Here is a 15,252-nt window from a genome sequence, read left to right on the forward strand (position 1 = left end):
TCGTGCCCTTTGTCTTTCTGGCATCCCAGTTTTTACATTCCTGCTTTCAAAAAAAAACCAAGTGGCCATGAACGAAATCTTAGCTCCCGAGCAATACGACCTGCAAACCGCCGCGCTGAAGGTGCCGCCGCATTCCATCGAGGCCGAACAGGCTGTGCTCGGTGGTCTGATGCTGGACAACAACGCCTGGGAACGCGTGCTCGATCAGGTCTCCGACGGCGATTTCTATCGGCATGACCACCGTCTGATTTTCCGTGCGATCGCCAAGCTGGCCGATCAGAACATGCCGATCGACGTCGTGACCCTGTCCGAACAACTGGACAAGGAAGGTCAGACGTCGCAAGTCGGCGGCCTCGGCTACCTCGGCGAACTGGCGAAAAACACCCCGTCCGTCGCCAACATCAAGGCCTATGCGCAGATCGTTCGTGAGCGGGCGACGTTGCGCCAGTTGATCGGTATCAGTACCGAGATTGCCGACAGCGCTTTCAATCCTGAGGGGCGCACTGCCGCCGAGATTCTCGACGAGGCTGAGCGGCAGATCTTCCAGATCGCCGAGGCCCGGCCAAAAACCGGTGGCCCGGTGGGCGTCAACGACCTGCTGACCAAGGCCATCGACCGCATCGACACCTTGTTCAACACCGACAACGCCATCACTGGCCTGTCCACGGGCTACACCGACCTCGACGAGAAAACCAGCGGCCTGCAACCGTCCGACCTGATCATCGTCGCCGGCCGTCCATCCATGGGTAAAACCACCTTTGCGATGAACCTTGTGGAAAACGCCGTGTTGCGCAGCGAGAAGGCGGTTCTGGTTTACTCCCTCGAGATGCCAGGCGAATCGCTGATCATGCGTATGTTGTCTTCCCTTGGCCGTATCGACCAGACCAAGGTCCGTTCCGGTCAGCTTGAAGACGACGACTGGCCGCGCCTGACCTCGGCGGTCAACCTGCTCAACGACCGCAAGCTGTTCATCGACGATACCGCCGGCATCAGCCCGTCGGAAATGCGCGCCCGGACCCGCCGTCTGGTGCGTGAACACGGCGACGTCGGTTTGATCATGATCGACTACCTGCAACTGATGCAGATCCCGGGTTCCAGCGGTGACAACCGGACCAACGAGATTTCCGAGATCTCCCGATCCCTCAAAGCCCTGGCCAAGGAATTCAACTGCCCGGTGGTGGCGCTCTCGCAGCTCAACCGCTCCCTGGAGCAACGGCCGAACAAGCGCCCGGTGAACTCCGACTTGCGGGAATCCGGAGCGATCGAGCAGGACGCCGACGTGATCATGTTCGTTTACCGCGACGAGGTGTATCACCCGGAAACCGAGCACAAGGGCATTGCCGAAATCATCATCGGCAAGCAGCGGAACGGGCCGATCGGCTTTATCCGCCTGGCGTTCATCGGCAAGTACACCCGCTTCGAGAACCTGGCGCCGGGTAGCTATAACTTCGATGATGACGAGTAAGTTGTAGTGCCTGCCAGGGCCTCATCGCGGGCAAGTCGAATCGTCGCACCGCCGCTCCCACAGGGGGCTGTGTGATACCAAGCTAGCAGGTACACCATAAATCACTGTGGGAGCTGGCTTGCCAGCGATGGGGGCGTCGCAATTTCCGACCATAGCCGTCGGAATTGGTCAAAATTTGTGCTATATTTCGCGCCCGCGAAATTCAATGAAAGCCAACACCGGTTATCGACATGCAAGCAGCCAAGCCGTTATTTGACTATCCCAAGTACTGGGCCGAATGTTTCGGGCCAGCGCCGTTCCTGCCCATGAGCAGGGAGGAGATGGATCAGCTCGGCTGGGATTCCTGCGACATCATCATCGTCACCGGTGATGCCTATGTCGATCACCCGTCGTTCGGCATGGCGATCATCGGCCGGCTGCTGGAGTCCCAGGGCTTCCGCGTCGGGATCATTGCCCAGCCGAACTGGCAGTCCAAAGACGATTTCATGAAGCTCGGCGAGCCGAACCTGTTCTTCGGTGTCGCGGCCGGCAACATGGACTCGATGATCAACCGCTACACCGCCGACAAGAAAATCCGTTCCGATGACGCCTATACGCCTGGTGGCCTGGCCGGCAAGCGTCCGGACCGCGCCAGCCTGGTCTACAGCCAGCGCTGCAAGGAAGCCTACAAGCACGTGCCGATCGTGCTCGGCGGCATCGAAGCGTCCCTGCGCCGCATCGCGCATTACGATTACTGGCAGGACCGTGTGCGTAACTCGATCCTGATCGATGCCAGCGCGGACATCCTGCTGTACGGCAACGCCGAGCGTGCGATTGTCGAAGTCGCCCAGCGCCTGTCCTACGGTCACAAGATCGAAGACATCACCGATGTGCGCGGCACCGCGTTCATTCGTCGCGACACGCCGCAAGGCTGGTACGAAGTCGACTCCACGCGCATTGACCGTCCGGGCAAGATCGACAAGATCATCAACCCGTACGTGAACACCCAGGACACCCAGGCCTGCGCCATCGAGCAGGAGAAGGGCCCGGTTGACGATCCGCAGGAAGCCAAGGTCGTGCAGATCCTGGCCAGCCCGCGCATGACCCGCGACAAGACCGTGATCCGTCTGCCGTCGGTGGAAAAGGTCCGTAACGACGCGGTGCTCTACGCCCACGCCAACCGCGTGCTGCACCTGGAAACCAACCCGGGTAACGCCCGTGCGCTGGTGCAGAAGCACGGTGAAGTGGACGTCTGGTTTAACCCGCCGCCGATTCCGATGACCACCGAAGAAATGGACTACGTGTTCGGCATGCCTTATGCGCGCATTCCGCACCCGGCGTACGGCAAGGAGAAGATCCCGGCCTACGACATGATCCGCTTCTCGGTGAACATCATGCGTGGCTGCTTCGGCGGCTGCACCTTCTGCTCGATCACCGAGCACGAGGGCCGGATCATCCAGAACCGTTCCCACGAGTCGATCATTCGCGAAATCGAAGAGATTCGTGACAAGGTCCCGGGCTTTACCGGCGTGATCTCCGACCTCGGCGGCCCGACCGCGAACATGTACCGCATCGCCTGCAAGAGCCCGGAAATCGAATCCGCGTGCCGCAAGCCATCGTGCGTGTTCCCCGGTATCTGCCCGAACCTGAACACCGACCACTCGGCGCTGATCCAGCTGTACCGCAGTGCCCGTGAGTTGCCGGGTGTGAAGAAGATCCTGATCGCTTCCGGCCTGCGCTATGACCTGGCGGTCGAGTCGCCGGAGTACGTCAAGGAACTGGTGACTCACCACGTCGGTGGTTACCTGAAGATCGCCCCGGAACACACCGAGGAAGGTCCGCTCAACCAGATGATGAAACCGGGCATCGGCAGCTATGACAAGTTCAAGCGCATGTTCGAGAAGTACTCCAAGGAAGCGGGCAAGGAGCAGTACCTGATCCCGTACTTCATCGCCGCCCACCCGGGCACCACCGATGAAGACATGATGAACCTGGCCCTGTGGCTCAAGGGCAACGGCTTCCGTGCCGACCAGGTGCAGGCGTTCTACCCGTCGCCGATGGCCACCGCCACCGCGATGTATCACTCGGGCAAGAACCCGCTGCGCAAGGTCACCTACAAGAGTGACGCGGTGACTATCGTCAAGAGCGAGGAGCAGCGTCGTCTGCACAAGGCGTTCTTGCGTTATCACGACCCGAAAGGCTGGCCGATGCTGCGTGAGGCGTTGACCCGCATGGGCCGCGCCGACCTGATCGGGCCGGGCAAGAACCAGTTGATTCCTTTGCACCAGCCGTCGACTGACAGCTACCAGAGCGCCCGTCGCAAGAACTCGACGCCGGCCGGCAGCCACAAGGTTGCAGGGGAAAAGACTACCAAGATCCTGACTCAGCACACCGGCCTGCCACCGCGCGCCAGCGATGGCGGCAACCCGTGGGACAAGCGTGAACAGGCCAAGGCTGCGGCGTTTGCCCGTAACCAGCAGGCGGCCAAGGAGCGCAAGGACGCGGCCAAGGGCAAGGGCCCCAAGCCGACCCGCAAACCGGTCGTGCCGCGCTAAGCCTCGTTTGAGCTGAACAGAACGCCAACCTTCGGGTTGGCGTTTTGCATTCCGGGCTTGAAAGGTATGCGAGGGCTGCTGGCTTCTTCGCGAGCAAGCCCGCTCCCACAGGTTTAGAGGCGTTCGCAAAATTTGTATTCGACTCGGACATTGTGGGAGCGGGCTTGCTCGCGAAGGGGTCGACTCAGGCGACGACTTCGTAGTTGGCTGCCACATATACGTGCAATCGCCTTCAACCATTTCCCTGCATCGCCCGATTTTGGTGCTGTACTGCCTCAGGCAACCGAAGAAAGCGCCAGCACTTGCTGAATGGCATAAGTCTTGCGCGCTTTCCCATACGCTCAAGGCTCGCAGGAGGCACGCCGTGTCGATTCATGTCGCATTGCACCACGTCACGCATTACCGCTATGACCGCGCTGTCGAACTCGGCCCGCAGATCGTCCGCCTGCGTCCCGCCGCCCACAGCCGCACGCGGATTCTGTCCTATGCGCTGAAAGTCTCCCCTGAACAGCACTTCATCAACTGGCAGCAGGACCCTCAGGGCAATTACCTGGCGCGGTTGGTGTTCCCGGAAAAAACCGAAGAATTGCGAATCGAAGTCGATCTGCTGGCAGAGATGGCGATCTTCAATCCGTTCGACTTCTTCCTCGAGCCCTACGCGGAAAAAATCCCCTTCGCCTATGCCGCGGATGAGCGCAAGGAGCTGGCGCCGTACCTGGAAACCCTGCCCCTGACGCCGAAGTTCAAGGCCTACCTGGACGGCATCGACCGCACGCCGTTGCCCGCCGTGGACTTTCTTGTCGCGCTCAACCAGCGCCTGAGCGAAGACATCGACTACCTGATCCGCATGGAGCCTGGCGTACAAACACCTGAACACACCCTCGACCAGGCTTCCGGGTCGTGCCGCGATTCCGCGTGGTTGCTGGTGCAACTACTGCGCAACCTGGGGCTGGCGGCGCGTTTCGTGTCGGGTTACCTGATCCAGCTGACCGCCGATGTCAAAAGTCTCGACGGTCCGTCCGGCACCGAGGTGGATTTCACCGACCTGCACGCCTGGTGCGAGGTGTACTTGCCCGGCGCCGGCTGGATCGGCCTGGATGCGACTTCCGGGCTGTTTGCCGGTGAAGGACATATTCCGTTGGCCTGTAGTCCCGATCCGTCCTCTGCGGCACCGATCAGTGGCTTGGTGGAACCCTGCGAGTGCGAATTCAGCCACGAAATGTCCGTGGAGCGGATTTGGGAAGCGCCACGGGTCACCAAGCCCTACACCGACGACCAGTGGCTGGCGATCCAGACACTCGGCCGGCAGATCGATGCCGACTTGCTGGAAGGCGATGTGCGCCTGACCATGGGCGGCGAGCCGACCTTTGTGTCCATTGATGACCCGGACGGCGCCGAGTGGAACACCGCCGCACTGGGGCCGGATAAACGACGGTTGTCCGCCGAACTGTTCCGGCGCATGCGCAAACACTACGCGCCCCAGGGGCTGGTGCATTTCGGGCAGGGCAAGTGGTACCCCGGCGAGCAACTGCCACGCTGGTCGCTCAATTGCTATTGGCGCCGTGACGGCGTGCCGATCTGGCACAACAGCGCGCTGATCGCCGACGAGCAGGAAGACTATGGCGCCGACGGAGCACTGGCCGGGCGTTTTCTGGCGAGTGTCGCCGAACGCCTGAAGATTCCGACACGCTTTGTGTTCCCAGCCTACGAAGACAATTTCTATTACCTCTGGCGCGAAGGCATGCTGCCGCAAAACGTCAGCGCCGAAGACTCACGTCTGGAGGAGCCTTTGGAGCGTGAGCGTTTGCGCAAGGTCTTCAGTCAAGGCTTGGGCAAGGTCATCGGCCAGGTCCTGCCGCTGGCTCGCACCGCCAAGGGCGACCAGTGGCAGAGCGGGCGCTGGTATCTGCGCGACGAGCACTGCCGTCTGGTGCCGGGGGACTCGCCGCTGGGTTATCGCTTGCCGCTGGGGTCACAGCCTTGGGTGAAAGCGGCGGAATATCCGTTCATCCATACGCAGGACCCGAATCAAGACTTCCCGCCGCTGCCCGAAACAGAACAACTTCAGAGCCAAGGCGCAGCAGTCGCAGAAGACCGTGCGCCAAAAATCGACGAATCCGCCGACTGGCTGACCCGCACCGCCTTCTGTGCGGAGGCGCGGGAAGGCCGGTTGTATCTGTTCATGCCGCCGCTGGAGCGGGTCGAGGACTACCTCGAACTGGTCGCTGCCATTGAAGCCACCGCTGAAGAGCTGATGTGCCCGGTGTTGCTGGAGGGCTATGAGCCGCCGAGCGATCCGCGCCTGAGCAACTTGCGCATCACTCCGGACCCGGGGGTGATCGAGGTCAACGTGCAGCCGTCCGCGACCTGGGATGAGTTGGTCGAGCGCACCGAATTCCTCTACGAACAAGCGCGCCAGACCCGGCTGACCACCGAGAAATTCATGATCGACGGCCGGCATACCGGCACGGGCGGCGGTAACCATTTCGTGCTGGGTGGGGCGACTCCGGGGGACTCGCCGTTTCTGCGTCGTCCGGATCTGCTGCGCAGCCTGATCAGCTACTGGCATAACCACCCGTCCTTGTCCTACCTGTTTTCCGGATTGTTCATCGGCCCGACGTCCCAGGCGCCCCGTGTCGATGAAGCGCGCAACGATGCCTTGTACGAACTGGAAATCGCCTTCGCTCAGATGCCACAACCGGGTGAGGCATGCCCGCCATGGCTGGTGGATCGACTGCTGCGCAATCTGCTGATCGATGTGACCGGCAACACCCACCGCGCCGAGTTCTGCATCGACAAACTCTATTCGCCGGACGGTGCCACCGGGCGCCTCGGATTGCTGGAGCTGCGTGCGTTCGAGATGCCGCCCCATGCGCGCATGAGCCTGGCGCAACAACTGTTGCTGCGGGCGCTGGTCGCGCGGTTCTGGCGCGAGCCCTATGCACCGCCGAAGCTGGCGCGCTGGGGCACGGAGCTGCACGATCGCTTCCTGTTGCCGCACTTTATCGAGCAAGACTTCGCCGATGTCATCGTCGACCTCAACGCCGCCGGTTATCCGGTGCGGGCCGAGTGGTTCGCCGCGCATCTCGAGTTCCGTTTCCCCAAGGTTGGCGACTACGCCGTCAGTGGCATTGCGCTGGAACTGCGTCAGGCCCTTGAACCCTGGCACGTGTTGGGCGAAGAGGGCGCCATGGGCGGTACGGTGCGTTACGTGGATTCGTCGCTGGAGCGCTTGCAGGTCAAGCTCAGCGGTTTGCCGCCCCAGCGTTATCTGCTGACCTGCAACGGCGTGCCGGTGCCATTGCAGTCCACCGGGCGTGTAGGCGAATTCGTCGCGGGCGTGAGATTTCGTGCCTGGCAACCGGCCAACTGTCTGCAACCGACCATCCCGGTCCATGCGCCCCTGGTGTTCGACCTGCTCGACACTTGGATGCAGCGCTCGCTGGGCGGTTGCCAGTACCACGTCGCCCATCCGGGCGGGCGCAACTACGACAGCTTGCCGGTGAACGCCAATGAGGCGGAGAGCCGGCGAATGGCGCGTTTCTTCCGCATCGGACACACGCCAGGGAAACTTCCTATGCCCAATATGGAAATCAGCGACGAGCTGCCGATGACACTCGATTTGCGACGTTTCTAAACCGTACGCGACGCTCGGATTTTTCGTATATCCGGGTGTCACGAGCCTGCGTTAGTCTGACCGTTCATTGCTGTTTGCCGAGCTTTCCATGCCTGACCTGCTAGACCGCTACCCGCTGACGGCGGGCACCTATCACGAACTGCTCGACGACAGTGGCGCCGTGCGCCCGCACTGGCGCCGGCTGTTCGAGCAGTTGCAACGCAGCACGCCGGCACAACTGGTGCAGCGTCAGGCCCTGCTGACCCGGCAGATTCAGGAAAACGGCGTTACCTATAACGTCTATGCCGACCCCAAGGGCGCGGACCGGCCGTGGGAGCTGGACCTGCTGCCCCATGTCATCGCGGCTGACGAGTGGCAACAGTTGTCGGCCGGCATCGCTCAGCGGGCGCGCTTGCTCAATGCCGTGCTGGCTGACCTTTACGGTCCGCAACGGTTGATTGCCGAAGGTCTGCTGCCCGCCGAGCTGGTGTTCGGTCACAACAACTTCCTTTGGCCCTGCCAGGGCATCAGCCCGCCTGACGGAGCCTTTCTGCATCTGTATGCGGTGGATCTGGCGCGCACACCCGATGGTCGCTGGTGGGTGACGGCGGACCGTACCCAGGCGCCGTCGGGAGCCGGCTATGCGCTGGAAAACCGCACGATTGTGTCCCGGGCCTTTCCCGAGTTGTACCGCGATCTGAAAGTGCAGCACCTGGCCGGGTTCTTTCGTACCTTGCAGGAAACCCTGGCCCGTCAGGCCCCGAGTGACGGAGACGCACCGTTGGTGGTGCTGCTGACACCGGGGCGTTTCAACGAAAGCTATTTTGAACACCTGTATCTGGCTCGCCAGCTCGGTTATCCGCTGGTGGAGGGCGGCGACCTGACGGTGCGCGATGCCACGGTTTACTTGAAAACCCTGAGTGGTCTGCGTCGGGTCCACGCGATCATGCGGCGGCTCGACGATGACTTCTGCGATCCGCTGGAGCTGCGAACCGACTCCGCCCTGGGCGTGCCTGGCCTGCTGGAAGCCGTGCGGCAGGGGCGGGTGCTGGTGGCCAACGCCCTCGGCAGCGGAGTGCTGGAATCCCCCGGTTTATTGGGTTTCCTGCCGAAAATCAATCAATTCCTGTTTGGCGAAGAACTGATCCTGCCATCCATCGCTACCTGGTGGTGCGGTGAAGCGCCGGTTCTGGCCCAGGCCCTGGAGAAACTTCCGGAGTTGCTGATCAAGCCGGCGTTTCCGTCCCAGAGCTTTGCGCCGGTATTTGGCCGTGATTTGAGTGAAAAACAGCGCCAGGAACTCGCCGAGCGCATGCAGGCGCGTCCATACGCCTATGTGGCGCAAGAACTCGCACAATTGTCCCAGGCGCCGATCTGGCAAGCCGAGGACGGTCAACTGCAACCCCGTGCCATCGGCATGCGCGTGTATGCGGTGGCCAGCCGTGAGGGTTATCGGGTCTTGCCCGGTGGCCTGACCCGGGTCGCCGCGCAAGCGGATGCCGAGGTGGTGTCGATGCAGCGCGGCGGCGCCAGCAAGGACACCTGGGTACTGGGCGAGCGTGCGCCCAGTGGCGAACAATGGAAGGCCCAGCGCAACATCGGCGTGCATGATCTGGTACGGCGCGATCCGTACCTGCCGTCGCGGGTGGTGGAAAACCTGTTCTGGTTCGGTCGTTACTGCGAGCGTTGCGACGACAGCGCCCGTTTGCTGCGCATCATGCTGGCGCGCTATGTCGACGGCGACGACCCGCAAGCCCTGCAGGCCGCGGTGGATCTCGGCGAACGGCTGATGCTGCTGCCCGAGGAGGGCGAGTTGCCGGAGCGCCTGTTGGCGGCGTTGCTCGGCGATGACTGGCCGTTCAGCCTGCGTTCCAACCTGCAACGCTTGCAGTGGGCCGCTTCACAGGTGCGCGGCAAACTTTCGCGGGAAAACTGGCAGGCGCTGGTGGAGTTGCAGCGCGAAGCCATGGAGCTGGAAACCGAAGAGCCGGATTTCGGCGAGTTGCTGGATTTCCTCAACCGTCTGGTGATGTCCCTGGCGGCGCTGTCCGGCTTTGCCCTGGACGACATGACCCGGGACGAAGGCTGGCGTTTCCTGATGATTGGCCGGCGGATCGAGCGCCTGCAGTTTCTCAGCGGCAGCCTGGCGGCATTCCTGCGGGGCGCCGGGGCCTTCGATCAGGCCGGGCTGGAATGGTTGCTGGAACTGGGCAACAGCAGCATCACCTACCGTTCTCGATACCTGGCGGTGGCGCAATTGATCCCCGTGCTCGACCTGCTATTGCTCGACGAGCAGAACCCTCACGCCGTGTTGTTCCAGTTGAAACTGGTGACCGGCACCCTCAAACGCCTCAACGATGATTTTGGCGTGCCGCGTGAAGCAGCGCTGCCGCAATTGGTCGAGCGTCTGGCGCGATTCGATCTGGGCTGCCTGGAAAACCCGCTGTTCGGCGACGCCAGTGTTCGCGCCGCCATTGAAGGGCTGGCCGCGCTGCTGCAAGAGATCGCCGACGCCAGCGGGCAGGTTTCCGATCGCCTGGCGCTGCGGCACTTCGCCCATGTCGATGATGTCAGCCAGCGCACGGTGTCCGTCTGATGAGTGCTCATTACCAGATTTTCCACGATACCCATTATCACTACGACAGCCCGGTGTCCCTGGCCCAGCAACTGGCGCATTTGTGGCCACGGCCTTGTGCCTGGCAGCGCTGCACCGACCGGCAATTGCAGATCAGCCCGCGGCCGACCTCGCGTCGCGATGAACTGGATGTGTTCGGTAATCCACTGACCCGGCTGGCGTTCGAGCGTCCCCACGACGAATTGCTGGTCAACGCCAGCCTGACCATTGAAGTGCTGCCCCGGCCTGCGTTGGACTTCAATCTGTCACCGGCGTGGGAAGACACCCGTAGCGCGCTGACCTACAGCAGCCAACCGCTGTCGCCTGAAATGCTCGAAGCCTGCCGATACCGGTTTGAATCGCCGTATGTGCATTTGAAGAGAAACTTCGTCGAGTTTTCCGAGAGCTGCTTCCCGGCGGGTCGACCGCTGCTGCTCGGCGTGCAGGCGCTGATGGAGAAAATCTTCAGCGAGTTCACCTTCGATGCCGAAGCGACCCAGGTGGCGACGCCACTGGTGGAGGTGCTGGAGCGCCGGCGCGGGGTCTGCCAGGACTTTGCTCACCTGATGCTCGCCTGCGTGCGTTCCAGAGGGTTGGCGGCGCGCTACATCAGCGGCTACTTGCTGACCCAGCCACCGCCGGGCCAGCCACGGCTGATCGGTGCTGATGCGTCCCACGCCTGGGTCTCGGTGTTTTGTCCGGTGCTGGGTTGGGTGGATTTCGATCCGACCAACAATGTGCAACCGGCGCTGGAGCACATCACCCTGGCCTGGGGACGGGATTTTTCCGATGTGTCGCCGTTGCGGGGGGTGATTCTGGGAGGAGGGAACCACGACCCGGAAGTTCGGGTAACCGTGATGCCACTGGAATAACAACGATCAAAATGTGGGAGCGGGCTTGCTCGCGAAGACGGAGTATCAGGCAACATCATTTTTGGATGTGAAACCGCTTTCGCGAGCAAGCCCGCTCCCACAGGGAACTGCATTTTGATTCGAGAGTGGGGAGTCATACGATTGGCCTGTGAGGGTCGGCAGCAAAGCTGCCAACCCTGGACACAGATCCGGTGGGCCAGATCAGATCAACCGGCCCGGAGGTTCTCAGGCGTCGGGCGCCGAGTCTTTCGGTGCATCAACATCGTCTTCTGCCGCCACTTCACCCTCAGGGTTCAGTGCCGCTTCTTCAGCTGTAGCTTTCTTGCGCTGAAGCTTTTCCTCTTTCTTCTGCTCCTTGGCCAAGTCTCTCTGACGTTTGGCGAAGGAATAATTAGGTTTAGCCATGGGCGATCCTCTGGGGTCGAAGGTGAGGTTGAGCGGCGCATATTCTGCCCTGTATCGGTGCCGAGCCGTTAGCTGGGTTTTTGCTCGGCCCATTTTGGCGCTACGGACGGTTGCCAGGCATCCAGAGCATCGAGCAGGGTTTGCGGTGATTCGCTCACTTGCAGCATGTCACGGTGCTGGCCGCGAACGAAGCCTTCGCCGACGATGTGATCAAGAAAAGACGTCAATTTGCTGTAGAAACCGTTCACTTCCAGCAAACCCAGCGGTTTGCCGTGGTAGCCGAGCTGGCCCCAGGTCCAGACTTCGAACAGTTCTTCGAGGGTGCCAAGGCCGCCGGGCAGCGCGATAAAGGCATCGCTGAGCTCGGCCATCCGCGCCTTTCGCGCGTGCATGCCATCGACGACTTCCAGGCGAGTCAGGCCGCTGTGGCCGATTTCCTTGTCCTTGAGGCTTTGCGGGATGATGCCGATCACTTCACCGCCGGCCGCCAGGGCCGCATCGGCGACGATGCCCATCAGGCCCACGGCGCCACCGCCATACACCAGGGTCAGCTTGCGCTCGGCCAACGCCCGGCCAAGGGCTACGGCGGCTTCGCGATAAGCCGGGTTGGTGCCGGTGCTGGCACCACAAAATACACAAACAGATGCTAAAGACATGCCTTGCTCCATGGTCGATCACGGCCACAGAGTAAAGGCAGGCGCCCGGCACTCCAAGGGCTAGACTTCGAGTTCTGGCGTTTCGTACGTACCGCTGGCGCCGCAGGCATAGGCGGCGAGCAAGCTGCACAACAGGCTATTGATCGACATGACAGGCGTTCCATTTGAAGGGGGACGGCCTGATGATAGGCCCGGGCCAGACACTTGGGCGGTAGATAATTTGCATCGGCGTCATAGCCCGAAAGTTGTATACAATTTTTGATTCAAGTCATATGAACTTGCGAAGTTTTCAGGCAGTCTTCTGTTTATTCGCGATTTCGTTAACCCTGCCTTGGAGATTCACCATGTTTGCCAAACTTGTTGCGGTATCCCTGTTGACGCTGGCCAGCAGCCAATTGATGGCTGCCGAGTGCAAAGTCACCGTCGACTCCACCGACCAGATGTCTTTCGACACGAAGGCGATTGAAATCGACAAGAGCTGCAAGACGTTTACCGTGGAACTCAAGCACTCCGGCAGCTTGCCGAAGAACGTCATGGGCCATAACTGGGTGCTGAGCAAAGAAGCCGACATGCAGCCGATCGCCACTGACGGTCTGAGCGCCGGCATCGACAAGAACTACCTGAAAGAAGGCGACGCCCGCGTGATCGCCCACACCAAGATCATCGGCGCCAAGGAAACCGATTCGGTAACTTTCGATGTGTCGAAGCTCAATGCTGCCGAGAAATATGGGTTCTTCTGCTCGTTCCCTGGCCACATCTCGATGATGAAAGGCACTGTTACTCTGAAGTGACCGTTTCCAGTCAAGAAAACGCCGCTGCAAGGATTCCGCAGCGGCGTTTTTTTGGGCTCAAATTTTATACCGCTGATCGTATAGTAGGTCTCACCTGTTATTTCTGACAGTAGACGGTAAAACGGATGAGGAGTCAGATGGTCTGAGGTCGCACATCGGTGTGCGATCACTATGGAAAAAGGAGTTTTTCATGAACGATATAGCCATCGCTCCCCACCGTCCCGCATCGAGTTCTCATCTCCCCAGTCGCCCGAGTCCCAGGTTCACGCCCGTCATCCTGGAGGTAAGGACGTTGGCGGGGGTCAGCATCCCTTCTGGAGGGACTACCAGCGAAACTTCATTGAGTTTCGTCGGTGTGGCACAGGCCAACGGAAAGGTGCGTATTTTTGACGGGCCTGATGAACTGGCTACCGTCAACGTAGATGCCACCGGTCATTGGAGTGCTGTTGTAAATAATCTGGATGTGACGACCCATGCATTTGCAGCAGTCACTTCTGATGGTAAGCACTCGCCGCTGTGGATTGTTCACGTAAAAAAAGCGTCTGCACCCATGATTGATAAGGTGGTCGATTCACGGGGTAAAATTATCGAAAACGGCGGTGTCACCGATGATAGGAGTTTGCGTTTTTCCGGAACTGCGGACCCTCACAATGAAGTGGTAGAGCTTTTTGACGGCGACTTCTTAAAAATCGTCACTTGCCTGAACGAAAACGGTGATTGGCACGGTCAGCTTGATGAAGTAGAGGATGGCCTTCATGAGTACCAGGTGATGACATCTGACGGTCAATCGTCACCGATATGGACCGTTTTCGTAGTGGCATCACAGGACACTCTCATTGAATACATCCAAGATTCCAATGGCGTTGTTCCGAACCACGGTATAACCACCGATACGTCATTGTCTTTTGTCGGAAGTGCGAGGGCTAATCAGAGATTGAAGCTGTTTGATCGCGGTGAATTGAGAGCGACCGTCAACGTAGATGCTAACCGCCACTGGAGTGCTCGGCTCGACGGTTTGAATAGCGGCACACACGAGTTTCTGGCGGTATCCGACGATGGCAAAGGATCAGCGCCGTGGGTCGTTACGGTGATGCCGGAGATAGCCCCCAAAATCCTTCTCGTAAAAGATTCCATGGGTCATCCGATCGGTAACGGCGGTAGCACGACCGGCACCAGCGTAACGCTGGAGGGACGCGCGACTTCTGGTGCGGCGGGACAGCTTGTCGATTACTCAGGCACGCTTGAGGAGTTTGTAACGGATGCTAGTGGCGCTTGGTCTGTTCAAGTAAAAGACCTTGCGGTAGCTTTTCATACATTCCGAGTGGTCATGGGAAGTGGTTTGACCTCTGAGCCATGGGTTGTCCGGGTAATCGAACCGGTAAAGTGACAGGTGTTATTGTTTAAATATTCGCTAAAGAAAAAGCCCGCTGAAGCTCAACACTTCAGCGGGCTTTTTCATTCAATCACCAATCAAGGCGCATACGGCATCACACGCTTGTGATGGGTCTTGTTGTAGGTGTCGCAAATGATCCTGAACGCTTCCTCACGCACCGGGTTTCCATGCAGGAAGGCGTCGATCTCGGCGTAGGTCACGCCGTGGGAGGCTTCGTCCGGTTTGCCCGGCGACAGATCCTCAAGGTCGGCGGTCGGGACTTTCTCCACCAGCGACTCCGGTGCGCCGAAGCTGCGGGCGATGGCGCGGACCTGGTTTTTCACAAGGCCGCTCAGTGGCGCCAGGTCGCAGGCGCCGTCACCGAACTTGGTGAAGAAACCCATCACCGCTTCCGCCGCATGGTCGGTGCCGATCACCAGGCCATGGGTCGCGCCGGCGATGGTGTATTGGGCGACCATGCGCATGCGCGCCTTGGTGTTGCCGAGCACGAAGTCCACCGACACCGCATGTTTGCCTTCGAAGGCCGCCACTTCATTGGCCAGGGCCTTGACCGCCGGGCCGATATTCACGGTGTGGCGTTCGTCCGGTTTGATGAAGTCCACCGAAGCCTGGGCGTCGTGCTCATCGAACTGGGTTTCGTAGGGCAGGCGTACTGCGATGAATTTGTAGGCGGCGTCGCCGCTGCGCTGGCGCAGTTCACGGACGGCCCGTTGGGCCAGCAGGCCGGCAGTCAGGGAGTCGACACCACCGCTGATGCCCAGTACCAGGGTCTTGAGCCCGGAATTGACCAGGCAGTCCTGAATGAAGGTCACCCGCCGGACGACTTCGGCCTCAAGGGCGGCTTCGTCGGCGAATGGCGGCTGGACCTTGAGCTGTTCAGCAATCTCACGCTGTACGGCTTGCATG

10 protein-coding genes are annotated in these 15,252 nt (G+C 60.5%); 7 read left to right on the plus strand and 3 right to left on the minus strand.

All coding sequences use genetic code 11. The features are described from left to right. The first annotated feature begins 67 nt into the window (after positions 1-67). The 5 genes from dnaB (at position 68) to PMI34_RS19970 (ending at position 11,101) form a co-directional block, all read left to right on the plus strand. Positions 68-1,465 (plus strand): replicative DNA helicase, encoded by a 1,398-nt coding sequence (dnaB, locus tag PMI34_RS19990; protein ID WP_008048089.1) that lies wholly within the window; start codon positions 68-70, stop codon positions 1,463-1,465. Positions 1,466-1,695: 230 nt separating this feature from the next. Beyond that, entirely contained in the window at positions 1,696-3,999 is a 2,304-nt protein-coding gene (locus PMI34_RS19985) for a YgiQ family radical SAM protein (RefSeq protein ID WP_008048090.1), read from the plus strand. Positions 4,000-4,363: 364 nt separating this feature from the next. After that, the gene (locus PMI34_RS19980) at positions 4,364-7,636 is read left to right on the plus strand and encodes a transglutaminase family protein (protein ID WP_008048092.1); all 3,273 of its coding nucleotides are present in this window, start codon (positions 4,364-4,366) and stop codon (positions 7,634-7,636) included. Positions 7,637-7,724: 88 nt separating this feature from the next. Further along, a complete protein-coding gene (locus PMI34_RS19975) occupies positions 7,725-10,211 on the plus strand; it encodes a circularly permuted type 2 ATP-grasp protein (RefSeq protein WP_008048094.1) in 2,487 nt (828 codons plus the stop codon). Next, positions 10,211-11,101, plus strand: a complete 891-nt coding sequence (locus PMI34_RS19970; protein WP_008048096.1) for a transglutaminase family protein — start codon at positions 10,211-10,213, stop codon at positions 11,099-11,101. Before PMI34_RS19975 ends, PMI34_RS19970 begins: the two co-directional genes overlap by 1 nt. Positions 11,102-11,326: 225 nt before the next feature. Here PMI34_RS19970 and PMI34_RS19965 read toward each other — a convergent pair whose 3' ends face one another. Both PMI34_RS19965 and PMI34_RS19960 read right to left on the minus strand, forming a co-directional pair. Then, positions 11,327-11,506, minus strand: a complete 180-nt coding sequence (locus PMI34_RS19965) for a hypothetical protein (protein ID WP_007973286.1) — start codon at positions 11,504-11,506, stop codon at positions 11,327-11,329. 68 nt (positions 11,507-11,574) lie between these two features. Further along, positions 11,575-12,162, minus strand: coding sequence for a TIGR00730 family Rossman fold protein (locus PMI34_RS19960; RefSeq protein WP_008048102.1), 588 nt, complete (start codon positions 12,160-12,162; stop codon positions 11,575-11,577). A gap of 344 nt (positions 12,163-12,506) precedes the next feature. On the opposite strand from PMI34_RS19960, the gene azu reads away from it, so the two are divergent. After that, positions 12,507-12,953 carry an azurin gene (gene azu, locus PMI34_RS19955; protein ID WP_008048105.1) on the plus strand — a complete coding sequence of 149 codons (447 nt, stop codon included), beginning with the start codon at positions 12,507-12,509 and terminating at the stop codon, positions 12,951-12,953. Between the two features lie 190 nt (positions 12,954-13,143). After that, positions 13,144-14,340, plus strand: coding sequence for a hypothetical protein (locus tag PMI34_RS19950; protein ID WP_008048108.1), 1,197 nt, complete (start codon positions 13,144-13,146; stop codon positions 14,338-14,340). An 83-nt stretch (positions 14,341-14,423) separates the two neighbouring features. Here the strand turns inward: PMI34_RS19950 and nadE are convergent, their stop codons facing one another. Beyond that, positions 14,424-15,251: an ammonia-dependent NAD(+) synthetase gene (nadE, locus tag PMI34_RS19945; RefSeq protein ID WP_008048110.1), complete on the minus strand. Its 828-nt coding sequence runs from the start codon at positions 15,249-15,251 to the stop codon at positions 14,424-14,426. Between the last annotated feature and the right edge of the window lies 1 nt (position 15,252).

It is taken from the genome of Pseudomonas sp. GM74, from assembly GCF_000282455.1.
Lineage (GTDB): Bacteria > Pseudomonadota > Gammaproteobacteria > Pseudomonadales > Pseudomonadaceae > Aquipseudomonas.

What these genes read in the sequence shown, in the direction of transcription:
- dnaB (WP_008048089.1), top strand. Translation starts at nt 68, where the DNA reads ATGAACGAAATCTTAGCTCCCGAGCAATACGACCTGCAAACCGCCGCG.
- PMI34_RS19985 (WP_008048090.1), top strand. Translation starts at nt 1,696, where the DNA reads ATGCAAGCAGCCAAGCCGTTATTTGACTATCCCAAGTACTGGGCCGAA.
- PMI34_RS19975 (WP_008048094.1), top strand. Translation starts at nt 7,725, where the DNA reads ATGCCTGACCTGCTAGACCGCTACCCGCTGACGGCGGGCACCTATCAC.
- PMI34_RS19970 (WP_008048096.1), top strand. Translation starts at nt 10,211, where the DNA reads ATGAGTGCTCATTACCAGATTTTCCACGATACCCATTATCACTACGAC.
- PMI34_RS19965 (WP_007973286.1), bottom strand. Translation starts at nt 11,506, where the DNA reads ATGGCTAAACCTAATTATTCCTTCGCCAAACGTCAGAGAGACTTGGCC.
- PMI34_RS19960 (WP_008048102.1), bottom strand. Translation starts at nt 12,162, where the DNA reads ATGTCTTTAGCATCTGTTTGTGTATTTTGTGGTGCCAGCACCGGCACC.
- azu (WP_008048105.1), top strand. Translation starts at nt 12,507, where the DNA reads ATGTTTGCCAAACTTGTTGCGGTATCCCTGTTGACGCTGGCCAGCAGC.
- PMI34_RS19950 (WP_008048108.1), top strand. Translation starts at nt 13,144, where the DNA reads ATGAACGATATAGCCATCGCTCCCCACCGTCCCGCATCGAGTTCTCAT.
- nadE (WP_008048110.1), bottom strand. Translation starts at nt 15,251, where the DNA reads ATGCAAGCCGTACAGCGTGAGATTGCTGAACAGCTCAAGGTCCAGCCG.